General features: G+C 48.6%; 13 protein-coding genes, 1 tRNA gene and 3 rRNA genes. 16 read left to right on the top strand and 1 reads right to left on the bottom strand.

Translation table 11 applies throughout. The features are described 5' to 3' along the window. Positions 1 to 9: 9 nt before the first annotated feature. The 6 genes from msrP (at position 10) to AMJAP_RS15955 (ending at position 6,271) form a co-directional block, all read left to right on the top strand. Positions 10 to 1,032 carry a protein-methionine-sulfoxide reductase catalytic subunit MsrP gene (gene msrP / locus AMJAP_RS15980; protein WP_019623184.1) on the top strand — a complete coding sequence of 341 codons (1,023 nt, stop codon included), beginning with the start codon at positions 10 to 12 and terminating at the stop codon, positions 1,030 to 1,032. 44 nt (positions 1,033 to 1,076) lie between these two features. Then, on the top strand, positions 1,077 to 1,622 hold the full coding sequence (locus AMJAP_RS15975) for a protein-methionine-sulfoxide reductase heme-binding subunit MsrQ (RefSeq protein WP_236588731.1): 546 nt from the start codon (positions 1,077 to 1,079) through the stop codon (positions 1,620 to 1,622). 460 nt (positions 1,623 to 2,082) lie between these two features. After that, positions 2,083 to 3,195 carry a cytochrome c oxidase subunit II gene (gene coxB, locus AMJAP_RS15970; RefSeq protein ID WP_040405092.1) on the top strand — a complete coding sequence of 371 codons (1,113 nt, stop codon included), beginning with the start codon at positions 2,083 to 2,085 and terminating at the stop codon, positions 3,193 to 3,195. Between the two features lie 4 nt (positions 3,196 to 3,199). Beyond that, a complete protein-coding gene (gene ctaD, locus AMJAP_RS15965) occupies positions 3,200 to 4,804 on the top strand; it encodes a cytochrome c oxidase subunit I (RefSeq protein ID WP_019623187.1) in 1,605 nt (534 codons plus the stop codon). Between the two features lie 8 nt (positions 4,805 to 4,812). After that, the gene (locus AMJAP_RS15960) at positions 4,813 to 5,394 is read left to right on the top strand and encodes a cytochrome c oxidase assembly protein (protein WP_019623188.1); all 582 of its coding nucleotides are present in this window, start codon (positions 4,813 to 4,815) and stop codon (positions 5,392 to 5,394) included. Continuing rightward, the gene (locus tag AMJAP_RS15955) at positions 5,387 to 6,271 is read left to right on the top strand and encodes a cytochrome c oxidase subunit 3 (protein ID WP_019623189.1); all 885 of its coding nucleotides are present in this window, start codon (positions 5,387 to 5,389) and stop codon (positions 6,269 to 6,271) included. The genes AMJAP_RS15960 and AMJAP_RS15955 overlap by 8 nt, the downstream gene beginning before the upstream one ends. Here the strand turns inward: AMJAP_RS15955 and AMJAP_RS15950 are convergent. Then, the gene (locus tag AMJAP_RS15950; protein ID WP_019623190.1) at positions 6,266 to 6,517 is read right to left on the bottom strand and encodes a twin transmembrane helix small protein; all 252 of its coding nucleotides are present in this window, start codon (positions 6,515 to 6,517) and stop codon (positions 6,266 to 6,268) included. The two genes, AMJAP_RS15955 and AMJAP_RS15950, sit on opposite strands and share 6 nt — an antisense overlap. 21 nt (positions 6,518 to 6,538) lie before the next feature. Between AMJAP_RS15950 and AMJAP_RS15945 the strand changes: the two genes are divergently transcribed. From AMJAP_RS15945 to AMJAP_RS15900, 10 genes are all read left to right on the top strand, one after another. Continuing rightward, entirely contained in the window at positions 6,539 to 7,252 is a 714-nt protein-coding gene (locus AMJAP_RS15945; RefSeq protein WP_019623191.1) for an SURF1 family protein, read from the top strand. Continuing rightward, on the top strand, positions 7,245 to 7,697 hold the full coding sequence (locus AMJAP_RS15940) for a hypothetical protein (RefSeq protein ID WP_019623192.1): 453 nt from the start codon (positions 7,245 to 7,247) through the stop codon (positions 7,695 to 7,697). The genes AMJAP_RS15945 and AMJAP_RS15940 overlap by 8 nt, the downstream gene beginning before the upstream one ends. 1 nt (position 7,698) lies before the next feature. Beyond that, positions 7,699 to 8,691 (top strand): COX15/CtaA family protein, encoded by a 993-nt coding sequence (locus AMJAP_RS15935; RefSeq protein WP_019623193.1) that lies wholly within the window; start codon positions 7,699 to 7,701, stop codon positions 8,689 to 8,691. Continuing rightward, positions 8,684 to 9,583 (top strand): heme o synthase, encoded by a 900-nt coding sequence (gene cyoE / locus AMJAP_RS15930; protein ID WP_019623194.1) that lies wholly within the window; start codon positions 8,684 to 8,686, stop codon positions 9,581 to 9,583. The genes AMJAP_RS15935 and cyoE overlap by 8 nt, the downstream gene beginning before the upstream one ends. 147 nt (positions 9,584 to 9,730) lie before the next feature. After that, a complete protein-coding gene (locus AMJAP_RS15925) occupies positions 9,731 to 10,333 on the top strand; it encodes a Yip1 family protein (RefSeq protein ID WP_019623195.1) in 603 nt (200 codons plus the stop codon). A gap of 693 nt (positions 10,334 to 11,026) precedes the next feature. Next, positions 11,027 to 12,567: ribosomal RNA gene (locus tag AMJAP_RS15920) — 16S ribosomal RNA — on the top strand. Between the two features lie 64 nt (positions 12,568 to 12,631). Next, a tRNA-Ala gene (locus tag AMJAP_RS15915) sits at positions 12,632 to 12,707 on the top strand. Between the two features lie 229 nt (positions 12,708 to 12,936). Beyond that, positions 12,937 to 15,829 (top strand): 23S ribosomal RNA (locus AMJAP_RS15910). 142 nt (positions 15,830 to 15,971) lie between these two features. Then, positions 15,972 to 16,087, top strand: a 5S ribosomal RNA gene (gene rrf / locus AMJAP_RS15905). Together the 16S, 23S and 5S rRNA genes with 1 tRNA gene alongside form the textbook arrangement of a ribosomal RNA operon. Before the next feature lie 362 nt (positions 16,088 to 16,449). Next, positions 16,450 to 16,929, top strand: coding sequence for a DUF2489 domain-containing protein (locus tag AMJAP_RS15900; RefSeq protein WP_019623108.1), 480 nt, complete (start codon positions 16,450 to 16,452; stop codon positions 16,927 to 16,929).

Genomic DNA, 16,929 nt, shown 5'->3' with positions numbered 1-16,929 from the left:
GTGATCGTTTTGAGTAAGCGGCTAATCAGAGATGCGCTGAATATTCCTTCGTCAGAGATCACTTCAGAATCAGTATATAAACAACGCCGTCGGCTTATGCAGGCGGCTCTTTCCGCGGCGGTGCTGCCCGCATTTGCTTTTCCCTCTTTTGCCAGAGCGGCGGGCTATGAAATTCCCGATGATCTGCCTCGTTATCCCGGGCCTGTTTGGCTACGACAGAAGCTGGCCAGCGCGGTACGTAATGCTGAGTTGTCAGTCAGCGATGAACTGGCTCCTTACTATCACGCGATTACCCATAACAACTTTTACGAGTTTGGAACGGATAAGCGTGATCCGGTGCGATATGCGCAAAAGTTTAAGACAGACCCCTGGAAAGTTGAAATAAGTGGCGAAGTAGCTAAACCGGGTAATTACAATCTTGAAGATATTCTTGCTCCCCATGCTTTGGAAGACAGGGTATACCGCTTACGTTGTGTTGAAGCTTGGTCGATGGTGATTCCCTGGCTTGGGTTTCCGTTGGCAGAGTTAATTAAACGTTTTGAGCCCACTTCCAAAGCGAAGTATGTGCAATTCACCACTATTCTCGATAAAGAGCAGATGTCTGAGCAGCGCAGCTCTTTTGGGACGATTGACTGGCCTTATGTTGAAGGGTTGCGTATGGATGAGGCGATGAATCCACTAACGCTGATGGCTGTAGGTATGTATGGAAATGCGCTGCCTCCTCAGAATGGTGCCCCACTGCGTTTGGTGGTGCCATGGAAGTATGGCTTTAAATCTATCAAGTCCATTGTGCGGATCCACTTCAGTGAAACGATGCCGGAAACTAGCTGGAATATCACGGCGCCTAAAGAGTATGGTTTCTATGCAAACGTCAATCCGGCAGTAGATCATCCGCGCTGGTCGCAGGCAACAGAACGTCGTTTACCCTCCTCTCTGTTGTCGCCTAATATTGTTGATACTCTACCGTTTAATGGCTATGCAGATCAGGTTGCTCATCTCTATAAGGGGATGGATCTCTCTAAGTGGTTCTGATGCTATCGGGAAAAATGAGGCTGCTGCGGTGGTGGTTCATTTTCTTGCTGTGTCTGTCGCCGCTTGCTGCTTTGTTTGTCAACTTGCTCGACGACAATTTGGGTGCGGACCCGGCTAAGATCATTGTTAAAGAGTTGGGCTTTTGGGCGATCACCCTGCTCTGGCTGACTCTGGCAGTAACGCCGGTAAGAAAGCTCCTGGGCTGGCGCTGGTTGATGTCGTTTCGTCGAATGTTAGGTCTCTATACTTTTTTTTATGCTGTGCTGCACCTGCTGGCTTTTGCTACTTTTCTGATTGGGTGGCGGTGGGACATATTACTGACTGAGTTGACTAAACGGCCCTATATTGTAGTGGGTGCTTTGGCGCTGCTGCTATTGATTCCATTGACTTTGACTTCAACCAAAGCGATGCAGCGTCGTTTGGGTAAGCACTGGAAAAAGCTTCACTCTCTTATCTATCCCATCAGCTTATTAGTCATGCTGCACTTTGTTTGGCAGATCCGTTCGGACTTTGGTCAGCAATTTATTTTTGCAATTATATTGGCTATTTTGCTGGGCTATCGACTATATCTTAAAGGGCGCAGTTCATAGAGAGGAGGTTCTTGTGTACCCGACTCAATTCTCTGAAAAACTGTTGCTGCTGTTACATGCTTGGATAGCTGAACTTAGTAAATTGTGGTGCATGGTCTTTACTCGTCCACCGGAGGACCGGGGGCGTAAGTATAACGTTCCTATGCCGTCATTATGGTTAAGTTTAATAGCTTCAGCAGTGTTTCTTGTGGCGATTATATCGCTGCTTTACTGGCTTCTGATTACATTAGCAGGATAGATTTTTACGTGTTATCTGAAGTTTTTTGATTCTCCAGCAGGGGCGGCTTTAGTTCGCCCCTGCACTCCTTTCTATCAGCGTATATTCCCCTTGCCGTCTGAAATCTGCTGCTATACTGGCGTATAACCAAGTGCTTAACTGGGAAATATAATCGATATAAAAGGGAAAGACTAAGGACTTGGGGCATTGCTGTTGAGTATTCGACAGCAAGGAGGCCTGGAAATGAGACGTAACGGAAGGGCCCTGTTATTCGCAGGGCTTTTTTATGCGCCGCTGGTGTCAGCTGACTGGCAGGTAAACCTTATCGAAGGAGCGACTGAGATTAGTCGCTCTGTCTATAACCTGCATATGGTTATCTTTTATATCTGTGTTGCCATCGCCGTAATAGTGTTTGGTGTTATGTTCTGGTCTATCTTCTGGCACCGAAAATCCCGGGGGGCCAAGGCGGCTCATTTTCATGAGAGTACCTGGGTCGAGATCGCCTGGACGATCGTGCCAGTGATTATTCTGGTTTCTATGGCGGTTCCCGCCAGTACAACTCTTATCCAAATGTATGACAAGAACAGCGCTGAACTGGATATCCAGATTACGGGATATCAGTGGAAATGGCGCTATCAGTATCTTAATCAGGATATCGACTTCTTCAGTAGCCTGTCTACACCACCGGAACAGATTAGCAATGAGCAGATTAAAGGAGAGAACTACCTGCTTGAAGTTGATAAGCCTCTGGTCATTCCCGCCGGGAAAAAAATACGTTTCTTACTGACCTCTAATGATGTGATTCACTCCTGGTGGGTGCCTGCTCTGGCAGTGAAAAAAGATGCGATTCCCGGTTTTGTCAACGAGTCCTGGACGCGGGTAGATCAGCCCGGCATATATCGTGGCCAGTGTGCTGAACTGTGTGGGCGAGATCATGGTTTTATGCCGATAGTAGTCGAGGTTAAATCACCTGAAGATTATCAGATGTGGGTGGCTGAACAAGCCAGTCTCAAAGTGGTAGAGCAACAGTCTGCACAGAAAGAGTGGAGCCAGGCAGAGCTGATGATACGAGGGGAAGCTGTTTACAAAGCTAGCTGTGCTGCTTGTCATCAGCTGGAAGGGCAGGGTATTCCTGGAGTATTCCCTGCGTTAGTGGGTAGTCCCCTGATGTCGGGTGATTCGGCCGAGCATATTGATGCGGTACTACATGGACGTTCAGGAACGGCTATGCAGGCCTTTGCTGAACAGCTTAATACGGTAGATCTGGCCGCAGTGATTACTTACGAACGAAGCGCCTGGGGCAATCAGGGCGGCGCAGTGACTGTTCAGCAGATTGCTGAGTTGTTGAAGGAGTAGGGTGATGGGTAGCATAGAGCAGTCAGTGCAGAGTACAGATCACCATGGTCCAGCAAAAGGCATAACCCGTTGGCTTTATACAACCAATCATAAAGATATCGGTACGCTATATCTGCTGTTTAGCCTGACAATGTTTTTTATCGGTGGTTGTATGGCGCTGACGATTCGGGCTGAGCTATTTCAGCCAGGGCTGCAGTTAATTATGCCGGAATTCTTTAATCAGATGACCACTATGCATGGTTTGATTATGGTGTTTGGTGCGGTCATGCCGGCGTTCGTTGGATTAGCTAACTGGATGATTCCGATGATGGTGGGTGCGCCGGATATGGCACTGCCTCGAATGAACAATTGGAGTTTCTGGATTCTTCCTTTTGCTTTCTCCATGATGCTATCTACTTTGCTGATGGAGGGTGGAGCCCCCAATTTTGGCTGGACTTTCTACGCGCCATTATCGACAACCTATGCGCCTCCCAGTGTGACCTTCTTTATTTTTGCTGTACATATGATGGGTATCAGCTCGATTATGGGCGCGATCAATGTGATCGCTACTATTCTCAATATGCGCGTCCCCGGCATGAAGCTGATGGATATGCCGTTGTTTGTCTGGACCTGGCTGATTACTGCATTCTTATTGATAGCGGTGATGCCGGTGCTGGCTGGTGTGGTGACTATGATGTTGATGGATATCCATTTCGGCACCAGCTTTTTTGATGCAGCCGGCGGTGGTGATCCTGTCCTGTTTCAGCATGTATTCTGGTTTTTCGGTCACCCCGAGGTGTACATTATGATTCTGCCTGCGTTCGGGGTGGTGTCTGAGATCATTCCTACCTTTGCCCGAAAGCGTTTGTTTGGGTATGCCTCAATGGTTTACGCGACCGCTTCTATCGCCATTCTCTCTTTTATCGTCTGGGCTCACCATATGTTTACCGTGGGGCTGCCTCTGGTCGGAGAGTTGTTCTTTATGTATACCACTATGCTTATTGCGGTTCCTACCGGGGTAAAAGTATTCAACTGGGTGGCCACGATGTTTCGCGGCTCGATGACTTTCGAAACCCCGATGCTCTTTTCGCTGGCCTTTGTTGTGCTTTTTACTATAGGTGGTTTCTCCGGTCTGATGTTGGCGATAGCCCCAGCTGATTTCCAATATCACGATACTTACTTTGTGGTTGCTCACTTTCATTATGTGCTGGTACCTGGGTCGGTGTTTTCGATTATGGCAGCCGCGTATTTCTGGTTGCCGAAATGGACCGGCCATATGTACAACGAGGCGATGGGCAAGCTGCATTTCTGGCTCTCATTTATTGGCGTCAATGTTACTTTTTTTCCAATGCATTTCCTTGGGTTGGCGGGGATGCCCCGGCGTATTCCTGACTACGCTCTACAGTTTGCTGATTTTAATATGGTGGCAACGTTTGGAGCCTTCCTGTTCGGCTTCTCTCAGTTAATCTTTGTTTATAATGTCATCAGCTGTATTCGCTCGGGAAAGAAAGCCACTGCTCAGGTATGGGAAGGAAGTCATGGCCTGGAATGGACTCTTTCCTCACCGCCGCCGTACCACTCCTTTACAGAACCGCCTGCTTTTACCAGTCCCCACCGGGCGAATGGTTGAGGTGAGTGATGAGCCAGTTGCAGCGACGTAATCGTTCTCTGATAACCCGACTGATCGCCGGAACCGTTCTGATGTTTGGCTTCGGCTTTCTGCTGGTGCCGCTTTATGACGTTTTTTGCCGGGTGACGGGGCTGAACGGCAAAGTGCTAAATAACGGGCCGGTGGCTCAGGTTGTTGAAATGAACCCGGAGCGTCGGGTACGGGTACAGCTTCTGGCGGTTAATAATGAGGCGATGCCCTGGCGGTTTCAGCCTGATCAGCCAGAAATATCAGTCTTTCCTGGCGAAATGAAGCAGACTGCCTTTATGGCGTTTAATCCGACTCGTCGCAGTATGGTGGGGCAGGCTGTTCCCAGTGTAGCGCCTTCTGAAGCGGCCGCGCATCTGCATAAGGTTAACTGTTTCTGCTTTGAACAACAGCCTTTGATGGCGGGTGAGCAGCGCGCAATGCCTTTGGTTTTTATGGTTGATAACGAACTTCCTCTGCATATTTCCACGATTACACTGTCTTATACCCTGTTTGATATTACCCCTGAACCCAGGCCGGTATTGACGCTTCAACAGCATCGGCAAGGAGAGTCATATGAGTAGTCAGGCTTATTATGTTCCGGCTCAGAGCCGCTGGCCTATTTTGGCTTCTGTGTCGCTGTTTTTGATGGCTTATGGCGCAGGTACGCTGATCAACGCTTTGAGTGCAGATTCGGGAGGGCTGCTTGGGCTCGGCTTCTTGTTACTAGGTGCGCTGAGTATGGGATTGATTCTGGTGGGCTGGTTTGGTCATGTGATCGATGAAAGTGGACAGGGGTTATATTCAGATCAGATGGATCGCTCATTTCGCTGGGGTATGAGCTGGTTTATTTTCTCAGAAGTGATGTTCTTTGCAGCCTTTTTCGGCACGCTGTTTTATGTTCGCATTCTGGCGGTTCCCTGGTTGGGTGGAGAGGGAGAAAAGGGTGTTTCCAATATGTTGTGGCAGGGCTTTAAAGCAACCTGGCCGTTGATGAGTACGCCGGATATGAAGGCCTTTCCTGGCCCGAAAGGGCTTATTGACCCTTTGCATCTGCCGCTGATAAATACTCTGCTTCTGCTCAGTTCCAGTGTGACGGTTACGGTTGCGCATTACCGCCTGAAGCAGGATCGTCGCCCCCAGGTCATTTTGTGGTTGTTACTTACTGTTGTATTGGGTTGTGCGTTTCTGGTCTTCCAGGCGCTGGAATATATAGAGGCCTACCATGAGCTAGGTTTGACGCTACAGGCCGGTATTTACGGTGCCACATTTTTTATTCTGACCGGCTTTCACGGAATGCACGTGACGCTGGGAACACTGATGCTGTTGATTATTCTGCTAAGGGTGATTCGTGGCCATTTTGCGCCAGACCATCATTTTGGGTTCGAAGCGGTGTCCTGGTACTGGCATTTTGTCGATGTGATCTGGGTAGGATTGTTTTTGTTTGTCTATCTCTTATAACGAGGATTGTTGTGATGAGGGTTGGTCAGATGCAGGTAACACTGGGAATGGGGTTCTGAGCTTTAGTTCACCACTATAAACGCCAATGAGGATGATCAAGAGTAAAAAAATCGCTAGAGAGACTCTTAAAACTAATGACTTGACGGTGCGGTGGGAGCGGCTTTGATCCTGGAGAAGAAAGTAGAGACCGACAAAGAGGCTGATGATAATGAATATAAATATGAGCACGATAAGCGTCTTTAACATTGTTATCTCTCCGGTAGCTCTATGAGTAAAGCCCAGGGGGTGCCGCTTAGCAAGTTGCTGATAGGAACGCTTGCGCTGTTGTTTATCCCATTGCTGACAGGGCTGGGGCTATGGCAACTGGAGCGGGCGGAAGAGAAAAGGCAGCTCTTAAATCAATGGAACAGCGTGCCTGAGGTACTCAATGAGCTTCCCCGGCCAGAAGGTGCTAACGGGCTTAGGGTGAGCTTGTCTGGGCGATTTAATACGGATGTAATCTATCTGTTGGATAACCGCACACGCAATGGGCGCAGCGGTTATGAGGTGATTATGCCTTTTATACCTGAAGGTTCATCGGTGACGGCACTGGTTAATCTGGGGTGGATAGCTGCTAGTAGTTATCGTGAAGAGTTACCGCAGATAGCATTTCCTATAGAAGTTCGAAGGGTAACCGGTAGGGTCGTCACTCCTAAGCGTGTGATGCAGCTAAGTCCGGATTATTGGGGGCTGGATGAAGCGGTCAGGATTCAGCAGCTGGATATGTTGCGGTTAGCAGAGCGGCATCCGGGATTATATCCAGCGGTGATTCGCAGTGATACAGCCTTATTGCCAGAGCTGACTGTGGGATGGCAGGTAGTGAACATCACTCCTGACAGACACCTTGGGTATGCCGTGCAGTGGTTTGGTTTAGCAATTGTCTTGCTGTCAGGTTGTGTGTGGTTGGCCTTGCATCAAGACAAGGGAGGGACTTATGGGTAGCAGGCAGTTTCCGCGAACAATATTCTGGCTAGTGTGGGCGGTTGCTCTGGTGCCTTTGCTGGTGGCATCTCTCTCTTTTTTTTCGGGCTGGCGGCCAGACCAGCAAATATCCCAGGGAGAGCTATACCAACCGGGTGTCAGGTTGGAGGATCTGCGCTTATCTGAATATCAGGTGGAAGGGAGCTGGCAGCTGATACTGTTGGTGGGGCAACAATGCAACACCGAGTGCCTTAATTGGCAGAGCTTGTTACCAGGGCTGCATACGTCTTTAGGCAAGGATCGTGACCGTTTACGCTTGCAGCAGATTAAAACCGGCCAATTGCCGAATAGTCTATTACTGGCTGATCCCCGGGGTTTTATGGTGGCCCGCTATGATTTGTCTCTTCCGCCTCAGGCTGTGTTGAAAGACCTGAAGCGACTACTAAAATTGTCTAAGGTGGGATGAAATGAGTCCCCGGCGGTCTCTTTTATTGTGCTATCTGGCGATAGGTCTGGCGCTAGTGGTTATTCTGATGGGGGGCTGGACTCGTATTATGGATGCGGGATTAGCATGCCCTGACTGGCCGGGATGTTTTGGTCAGTTAATTGTGCCTGCATCAGCAGAGCAGATTGCAATAGCAGAACAACGTTTTGCTGGAATAGAAGTGGACGTGTTTAAAGGCTGGATCGAAATGACTCACCGTTATATAGCAGCCAGCCTGGGGGTAACTATTTTTCTGCTGGCTATGATTAGCTGGCGGCGACGCAATGACTCAGGCTATCCGGTGTATTTGTCGTTTGCGCTATTACTGCTAGTGATACTTCAGGGATTGTTCGGGATGTGGACGGTCACACTGAAGCTTTTTCCTCCAGTGGTCACTATTCACCTGATTGGTGGATTGTTGACGCTGACATTACTCGTTTTACTGGCAAGTAAGCTTCGCCAGTATAATCGAATAAGTACAGGAAAAAGGTCTGACTGGAGGTTGCGCTTAGCGATTATGGTGCTATTTCTGCAAGTAGCTCTGGGTGGGTGGACCAGTGCTAACTATGCAGGCTGGGCTTGCGATCATTGGCTCAGTTGCATCGCTGAACAAAAAGATGAATTAGATTTCAGGTCTGGCTTCAGCCTTAGCTTTACGGCTGATCAGAACCATCAGGGCGGTGTACTGACGCAGCCTGCCCGAGCGGCCATACAGATGGTTCATAGAGTAGGAGCGTTTGTTGTTGTGGCAGCAGTATTGCTGGTCTCTTTAAGAGTATTTCAAATTAGAAGTTGCAGAAAACCAGCAGTTTTATTGTTGATAGTGTTAATGCTCCAGCTTTTGGTGGGAGGAGTCAGCGTGATATATGGTGTTCCGGTAGTCTTAGCCTGGGCTCATCATTTAGGCGCGGTGCTGCTATTACTCTGTTTGCTTTGGCTGAAATTCAGATATGAACTGGGGGTGCCTGATGGATAGTCAGCAGCAAATTATTATTCAACAGAATGCATGGCGAGACTACTTAGAGCTCTGTAAGCCAAGAGTCGTTGCTGTGATGCTACTGACAGCTGTTGTTGGTATGTGTTTGGCTACCCCGGAACTTCCACCCATTGCTACAGTCGTCAGCGCTACGCTTGGAATAGGCTTAATGGCAGCGGGGGCTGCGGCCGTTAATCATGTGATGGATCGAAATATAGATGCCAAAATGGCGCGTACCCATAGGCGACCGTTACCTCAAGGTAAAATCGATGCAACAAAAGCACTGATATTTGCAGGGATGCTTTCATTGTCCGGAGTCGTGGTCTTAGTGGTGTGGACCAATGTTTTGACAGCCTGGCTGACGCTGGGCGCTCTGATTGGCTATGCGGTGGTTTACACGATGGTGTTAAAGCGGGCTACGCCGTTAAATATTGTCATAGGTGGAATAGCGGGAGCGGCACCGCCTTTATTGGGTTGGGTAGCCGTTACCGGTCGGATTGAATCTGATAGCTTGTTACTCGTGTTGATTATTTTTGCCTGGACTCCTCCTCACTTCTGGGCGCTTTGTATTCATAAGAAAGATGATTATGCGCGTGCTGGAATTCCGATGCTGCCGGTCACTCATGGTGAGGCCTATACCCGCCTGCATATTATGTTGTATAGCGTATTAATGGTTTTAACCACGCTGTTTCCATTCATGACAGGTATGAGCGGGGTTATTTACCTGATGGGGGTGACGCTGTTAAATCTGAGGTTCATCCAGTGGGCGGTCAGGGTTTATCGGGGTAGCGATCGTGCTGCTCCGATAGCGATGTTCTGGTTTAGTGTGAAGTATATTATGTGGTTATTTGCCGTCTTATTGGTTGATCACTACGTTTTAGGACTAAACTGACTGTGGTAGTCAAAATTTAATAGTTAATTTTAAAATGGATTGAAGAACTGTCACAGACAGATAACAAAAGCCGGGAATAAGGAGAATACGGTTATTTGAAACTAGAATAAGGCTGTAGATGATGTATGGCCTTGGGAGGTAAGACTTATGTTCCTGCAACATATGTGGGGTGTAATTTACGACCCTAAGCATGAGTGGATAGATATTCGTAAAGAGCATTACTCCATGATGCATTGTTTTATGAGTCAGATAAGCATACTAGCGGCAATACCAGCGCTGTCGTTGTTTATTGGCACAACTCAGATTGGCTGGAGTATATCCGGAGGCGAGTTTATAAAACTCTCGACACAAAGCGCGCTGATGGCTGCAGTGGCCTTCTATGCTGCGATGTGGGTGGCGGTTGGCTTCATTGCTTTTGTCATTCATTGGATGGAGAAAACCTACGGCGGAAATGTCACGTTGGATGAATGTATGGTATTGACCACATTTACTGCCACGCCCTTGTTCTTGGCTGGCATTGTGGGTCTATATCCAGTTTTGTGGCTCAATGTGATCGTTGGAATGATAGCATTGGCTTATACTGTTTATCTGTTGTATACCGGAGTGCCGGAGATAATGCAGATATCTGAAGACAGGGCTTTCTTCTTCGCATCATCAATTCTAACCGTTGGCTTATGTGTGTTGGTTGGATTATTGGCGGTGACTGTCATTCTCTGGAGCACGATAATACCCTTGAGTTATATTGGTTAGGCGTGCGTGAGAGCTTAGAGTCTAGGAAGTAAACTATAAGACCGCCGTCAGGCGGTTTTATTGTGTAAAGGGTTCGAGCTCTTTAATTGCACAGACTTACCTTACGAAGTGCGTTGTTATATAGCTTATAAAGAAGGCTCTTCTAGCCACTCGCAAGTTGCGAAGAGACGTCTGGCAGGGGCGTAGCCCCGTTCTAGCTACTTGTCTCCTCGAAGTACTGAGTTTTTTACAAAATATTCACTTTTTTGTGCTCTCGATGTTGACTCCTCCACTCATGAATGTAGAATGCGCTTCCTCGCTTGAGGCAGCCACTGGAAACGGTCGCTGACGCAGGTTGAGCTGTTTAGTTTAACTGATTGAAAAACAGTGTTTTTTAGTTAGATTAAACGGAACAGGAAGAAGATCGGATGGTTTGATAATTTGTTAAAAATTATGAAACAAAATGGTTGACTTCATCAGGGTGTTGAGTAGAATACGCACCTCGCTTGAGACGGCGGAAGCGACAAGCTTTCGCAAGCAAGCAACGCTCTTTAACAGTTTGATCAGATAATTCGTGTGGGCGCTTGTTGAGATGAAGCAAAAAGCTTTATCAAAGCAAACGACCAACGTGAATACATTTATTTGTTTTTATGTGAAATTGTTTAATGCTTTGAGCTAGATTTACAGAATGTCTTTTTCCGACATTCTTGATTTAAACTGAAGAGTTTGATCATGGCTCAGATTGAACGCTGGCGGCAGGCCTAACACATGCAAGTCGAGCGGTAACATTTCTAGCTTGCTAGAAGATGACGAGCGGCGGACGGGTGAGTAACGCGTAGAAATCTACCTAGTAGTGGGGGATAGCCCAGAGAAATTTGGATTAATACCGCATACGCCCTACGGGGGAAAGGAGGGGACCTTCGGGCCTTTCGCTATTAGATGAGTCTGCGTCGGATTAGCTTGTTGGTGAGGTAATGGCTCACCAAGGCGACGATCCGTAGCTGGTCTGAGAGGATGATCAGCCACACTGGAACTGAGACACGGTCCAGACTCCTACGGGAGGCAGCAGTGGGGAATATTGCACAATGGGCGAAAGCCTGATGCAGCCATGCCGCGTGTGTGAAGAAGGCCTTAGGGTTGTAAAGCACTTTCAGCAGTGAGGAAAGGTTGGTAGTTAATAACTGCTAGCTGTGACGTTAACTGCAGAAGAAGGACCGGCTAACTCCGTGCCAGCAGCCGCGGTAATACGGAGGGTCCGAGCGTTAATCGGAATTACTGGGCGTAAAGCGCGCGTAGGCGGTTTGTTAAGTCAGATGTGAAAGCCCCGGGCTCAACCTGGGAACTGCACCTGATACTGGCAAACTAGAGTACAGAAGAGGGTGGTGGAATTTCCTGTGTAGCGGTGAAATGCGTAGATATAGGAAGGAACACCAGTGGCGAAGGCGACCACCTGGTCTGATACTGACGCTGAGGTGCGAAAGCGTGGGGAGCAAACAGGATTAGATACCCTGGTAGTCCACGCCGTAAACGATGTCTACTAGCCGTTGGGAAACTTGATTTCTTAGTGGCGCAGCTAACGCAATAAGTAGACCGCCTGGGGAGTACGGCCGCAAGGTTAAAACTCAAATGAATTGACGGGGGCCCGCACAAGCGGTGGAGCATGTGGTTTAATTCGACGCAACGCGAAGAACCTTACCTACTCTTGAAATCCAGAGAATTCGCTAGAGATAGCTTAGTGCCTTCGGGAACTCTGTGACAGGTGCTGCATGGCTGTCGTCAGCTCGTGTTGTGAAATGTTGGGTTAAGTCCCGTAACGAGCGCAACCCTTGTCCTTATTTGCCAGCACGTAATGGTGGGAACTCTAAGGAGACTGCCGGTGACAAACCGGAGGAAGGTGGGGACGACGTCAAGTCATCATGGCCCTTACGAGTAGGGCTACACACGTGCTACAATGGCCGGTACAGAGGGCCGCAAACCTGCGAGGGGGAGCAAATCTCAGAAAACCGGTCGTAGTCCGGATTGGAGTCTGCAACTCGACTCCATGAAGTCGGAATCGCTAGTAATCGCGAATCAGAATGTCGCGGTGAATACGTTCCCGGGCCTTGTACACACCGCCCGTCACACCATGGGAGTGGATTGCACCAGAAGTAGCTAGCTTAACCTTCGGGAGGGCGGTTACCACGGTGTGGTTCATGACTGGGGTGAAGTCGTAACAAGGTAGCCCTAGGGGAACCTGGGGCTGGATCACCTCCTTAAACGATAGCGGATTCTTAGCAAGCGTTCACACGAATTATCTGATCACTGAAGAAGAGAGCAACTGGGGCTATAGCTCAGCTGGGAGAGCGCCTGCTTTGCACGCAGGAGGTCTGCGGTTCGATCCCGCATAGCTCCACCATTTACTGAACTTTAAATGGTCTCTAAAGTTTTAAAACATACACATCATCTGATGTTTATCTTTTAAAGCTTTTAGCTTTAAACGCTCTTTAACAATTGAATCCTGTAACAAAACGAGAAAGAAAATGTACAAGCGCTTATCCGGCGTAATGTATCGTTATTTCAGCAGTCATCGAAAGATGACAAATGAAGTTTAATCAGTGACTTTGACAGACCCTTTTGGGTTATATGGTCAAGTGACTAAGCGTGCACGGTGGATGCCTTGGCAGTCAGAGGCGATGAAGGACGTGGTAACCTGCGATAAGGTTCGGGGAGGCGGTAAACGGCCTTTGATCCGGACATTTCCGAATGGGGAAACCCACCCAGTATAAGCTGGGTATCTCTTGAGTGAATACATAGCTCTTGAGAAGCGAACCCGGGGAACTGAAACATCTAAGTACCCGGAGGAAAAGAAATCAACCGAGATTCCCCTAGTAGCGGCGAGCGAACGGGGACCAGCCCTTAAGCTGTGTTGTAGTTAAAAGAACGCTCTGGAAAGTGCGGCCATAGTGGGTGATAGCCCCGTATTTGAAAACTTATACACAGTGAAATCGAGTAGGACGGGACACGTGATATCCTGTCTGAACATGGGGGGACCATCCTCCAAGGCTAAATACTCCTGACTGACCGATAGTGAACCAGTACCGTGAGGGAAAGGCGAAAAGAACCCCTGTGAGGGGAGTGAAATAGAACCTGAAACCGTGTACGTACAAGCAGTGGGAGCGGTCCTTGAGACCGTGACTGCGTACCTTTTGTATAATGGGTCAGCGACTTAATTTTAGTAGCAAGGTTAACCGTATAGGGGAGCCGTAGGGAAACCGAGTCTTAATAGGGCGTTCAGTTGCTAGGATTAGACCCGAAACCGAGCGATCTATCCATGGGCAGGTTGAAGGTTGAGTAACATCAACTGGAGGACCGAACCGACTGTCGTTGAAAAGCCAGCGGATGACTTGTGGATCGGAGTGAAAGGCTAATCAAGCTCGGAGATAGCTGGTTCTCCTCGAAAGCTATTTAGGTAGCGCCTCATATCTCACCTACGGGGGTAGAGCACTGTTTCGGCTAGGGGGTCATCCCGACTTACCAACCCGATGCAAACTCCGAATACCGTAGAGTGCAATTATGGGAGACACACGGCGGGTGCTAACGTCCGTCGTGAAAAGGGAAACAACCCAGACCGTCAGCTAAGGTCCCAAAGTTATGGTTAAGTGGGAAACGATGTGGGAAGGCTTAGACAGCTAGGAGGTTGGCTTAGAAGCAGCCACCCTTTAAAGAAAGCGTAATAGCTCACTAGTCGAGTCGGCCTGCGCGGAAGATATAACGGGGCTCAAACCATACACCGAAGCTACGGATGCTATTTATAGCATGGTAGAGGAGCGTTCTGTAAGCCGTTGAAGGGAAAGCTGTAAGGCATCCTGGAGGTATCAGAAGTGCGAATGCTGACATGAGTAACGATAAGGGGGGTGAAAAACCCCCCCGCCGGAAGACCAAGGGTTCCTATCCAATGCTAATCAGGGTAGGGTGAGTCGACCCCTAAGGCGAGGCTGAAGAGCGTAGTCGATGGGAAACAGGTTAATATTCCTGTACTTTTTGTTATTGCGATGGAGTGACGGAGAAGGCTAGGCCAGCACGGCGTTGGTTGTCCGTGTTTAAGGTTGTAGGTTTAGGACTTAGGAAAATCCGGGTCCTTATAAGACTGAGAATTGATGACGAACCCTCTTTTGGGTGAAGTGGTTGATGCCATGCTTCCAGGAAAAACTTCTAAGCTTCAGATAACAAGAAATCGTACCCCAAACCGACACAGGTGGTCAGGTAGAGAATACCAAGGCGCTTGAGAGAACTCGGGTGAAGGAACTAGGCAAAATGGTACCGTAACTTCGGGAGAAGGTACGCCGGTGCTGGTGATGGGACTTGCTCCCTAAGCTAGCGCTGGTCGAAGATACTAGGTGGCTGCGACTGTTTATTAAAAACACAGCACTCTGCAAACACGAAAGTGGACGTATAGGGTGTGACGCCTGCCCGGTGCTTGAAGGTTAATTGATGGGGTTAGCTTCGGCGAAGCTCTTGATCGAAGCCCAAGTAAACGGCGGCCGTAACTATAACGGTCCTAAGGTAGCGAAATTCCTTGTCGGGTAAGTTCCGACCTGCACGAATGGCGTAACGATGGCCACACTGTCTCCACCCGAGACTCAGTGAAATTGAAATTGCGGTTAAGATGCCGTATATCCGCGGCTAGACGGAAAGACCCCGTGAACCTTTACTATAGCTTCGCAGTGGACTTTGATATTACTTGTGTAGGATAGCTGGGAGGCTTTGAAATCTGGACGCCAGTTCAGATGGAGCCAATCTTGAAATACCAGCCTGGTACTATTGAGGTTCTAACTCAGGTCCCTTATCGGGATCGAGGACATTGTGTGGTGGGTAGTTTGACTGGGGCGGTCTCCTCCTAAAGAGTAACGGAGGAGTACGAAGGTGCGCTCAGCATGGTCGGAAATCATGCATCGAGTATAAAGGCATAAGCGCGCTTGACTGCGAGACTGACACGTCGAGCAGGTACGAAAGTAGGTCTTAGTGATCCGGTGGTTCTGTATGGAAGGGCCATCGCTCAACGGATAAAAGGTACTCCGGGGATAACAGGCTGATACCGCCCAAGAGTTCACATCGACGGCGGTGTTTGGCACCTCGATGTCGGCTCATCACATCCTGGGGCTGAAGCCGGTCCCAAGGGTATGGCTGTTCGCCATTTAAAGTGGTACGCGAGCTGGGTTTAGAACGTCGTGAGACAGTTCGGTCCCTATCTGCCGTGGACGTTTGAGATTTGAGAAGAGTTGCTCCTAGTACGAGAGGACCGGAGTGAACGAACCTCTGGTGTTCGGGTTGTCATGCCAATGGCATTGCCCGGTAGCTACGTTCGGACAGGATAACCGCTGAAAGCATCTAAGCGGGAAGCCCCCTTCAAGATGAGATCTCACTGGGACCTTGAGTCCCCTGAAGAGCCGTTCAAGACCAGGACGTTGATAGGCTGGGTGTGTAAGCGTTGTGAGGCGTTGAGCTAACCAGTACTAATTGCTCGTGAGGCTTGACCATATAACGCCAAAAGCGTTTGGGTCATCTGATTGAAAGACGATATATGCAAGACGGATAAGAGTTTGTACATACTCTCCGACTGATTACAGGATTCAAATGACGCTTGAACAGCAATGTTCAATCGTTAGAGCAACCAGTTTTGCTTGGCGACCATAGCGAGATGGAACCACCCGATCCCTTACCGAACTCGGAAGTGAAACGTCTTAGCGCCAATGGTAGTGTAGGGTTTCCTTATGCGAGAGTAGGTCATCGCCAAGCTTCAAATAAGAGACAGCCCCGATCATTAGTTTGGTCGGGGCTTTTTCGTGTCTGGGATTTAGAAAACAGGCGCTAGACGCGACTGCGTCGCTGCTAGAACGGCGCTACGCGCCTGCTCGTAGTTAAAAAGGGCGTATGAGCAAAGGCCTTCATCTCTAAAAAATCAGAAGTGCAAAAGGCTGCTTTTATCTTTCATGTTTTTTCAGGCCTCGGACAAGCGAAGTGGTCGGATTTCTGGTCCCGGTTTTTAGAGTTCTTTCGCGCTTCGGCTCTTTCGCCACTGATTTTCAAGACTGTTTAATAGATAATGATGTTAGCTAACAGATAGTTAAAATCAGTTTCTTCCTGGAGTGTAGTTATTTATGTCTGACGCAACAGTCTATAGTTTAATTGTAGTGAATCTATTGGTTGTAGCAGGTCTTTCTGTTTATATTTGGCGCTTGCTCCTTAAACAGAAAACGAGGCGATTAGATGCGGAACGGAAGCTTCAGGAGATTGCTGCTGAAGTGCGGGAGCATCGTCTGTATTTGATAGAAAGTCTGCAAGTCATCGCGCAGTCCGTCATTAATGGTGAGATTCCACTCGTCGAAGCTTGCATACGTTGCAAAGTGTTGTTGGATAACCTTGATCCTATACTAGGGCAAAGAGAAGACTTGCTGGTATTCAACGAAGTTTTTCAGCAGAGTAATCATATTCCTCGAATGGAAGCCTGGAAAAAACTGAAAGGTCCGCAAAAAGTCGAATTCATGGGGCTCATCGATCAATTAGAAGCTAAATATAAGGATTCGATTCACCATGCAGCTAAGAGCTTGCTTGCTCAGGATCTGAGCCTATATCACTGA

Source organism: Amphritea japonica ATCC BAA-1530, assembly GCF_016592435.1.
GTDB lineage: Bacteria > Pseudomonadota > Gammaproteobacteria > Pseudomonadales > Balneatricaceae > Amphritea > Amphritea japonica.
Note: the sequence above shows the minus strand (reverse complement) of the source record. Positions and strands in the feature narration are given on the sequence as shown.

What these genes read in the sequence shown, in the direction of transcription:
- coxB (WP_040405092.1), top strand. Translation starts at nt 2,083, where the DNA reads ATGAGACGTAACGGAAGGGCCCTGTTATTCGCAGGGCTTTTTTATGCG.
- ctaD (WP_019623187.1), top strand. Translation starts at nt 3,200, where the DNA reads ATGGGTAGCATAGAGCAGTCAGTGCAGAGTACAGATCACCATGGTCCA.
- AMJAP_RS15960 (WP_019623188.1), top strand. Translation starts at nt 4,813, where the DNA reads ATGAGCCAGTTGCAGCGACGTAATCGTTCTCTGATAACCCGACTGATC.
- AMJAP_RS15955 (WP_019623189.1), top strand. Translation starts at nt 5,387, where the DNA reads ATGAGTAGTCAGGCTTATTATGTTCCGGCTCAGAGCCGCTGGCCTATT.
- AMJAP_RS15950 (WP_019623190.1), bottom strand. Translation starts at nt 6,517, where the DNA reads ATGTTAAAGACGCTTATCGTGCTCATATTTATATTCATTATCATCAGC.
- AMJAP_RS15945 (WP_019623191.1), top strand. Translation starts at nt 6,539, where the DNA reads ATGAGTAAAGCCCAGGGGGTGCCGCTTAGCAAGTTGCTGATAGGAACG.
- AMJAP_RS15940 (WP_019623192.1), top strand. Translation starts at nt 7,245, where the DNA reads ATGGGTAGCAGGCAGTTTCCGCGAACAATATTCTGGCTAGTGTGGGCG.
- AMJAP_RS15935 (WP_019623193.1), top strand. Translation starts at nt 7,699, where the DNA reads ATGAGTCCCCGGCGGTCTCTTTTATTGTGCTATCTGGCGATAGGTCTG.
- cyoE (WP_019623194.1), top strand. Translation starts at nt 8,684, where the DNA reads ATGGATAGTCAGCAGCAAATTATTATTCAACAGAATGCATGGCGAGAC.
- AMJAP_RS15925 (WP_019623195.1), top strand. Translation starts at nt 9,731, where the DNA reads ATGTTCCTGCAACATATGTGGGGTGTAATTTACGACCCTAAGCATGAG.
- AMJAP_RS15900 (WP_019623108.1), top strand. Translation starts at nt 16,450, where the DNA reads ATGTCTGACGCAACAGTCTATAGTTTAATTGTAGTGAATCTATTGGTT.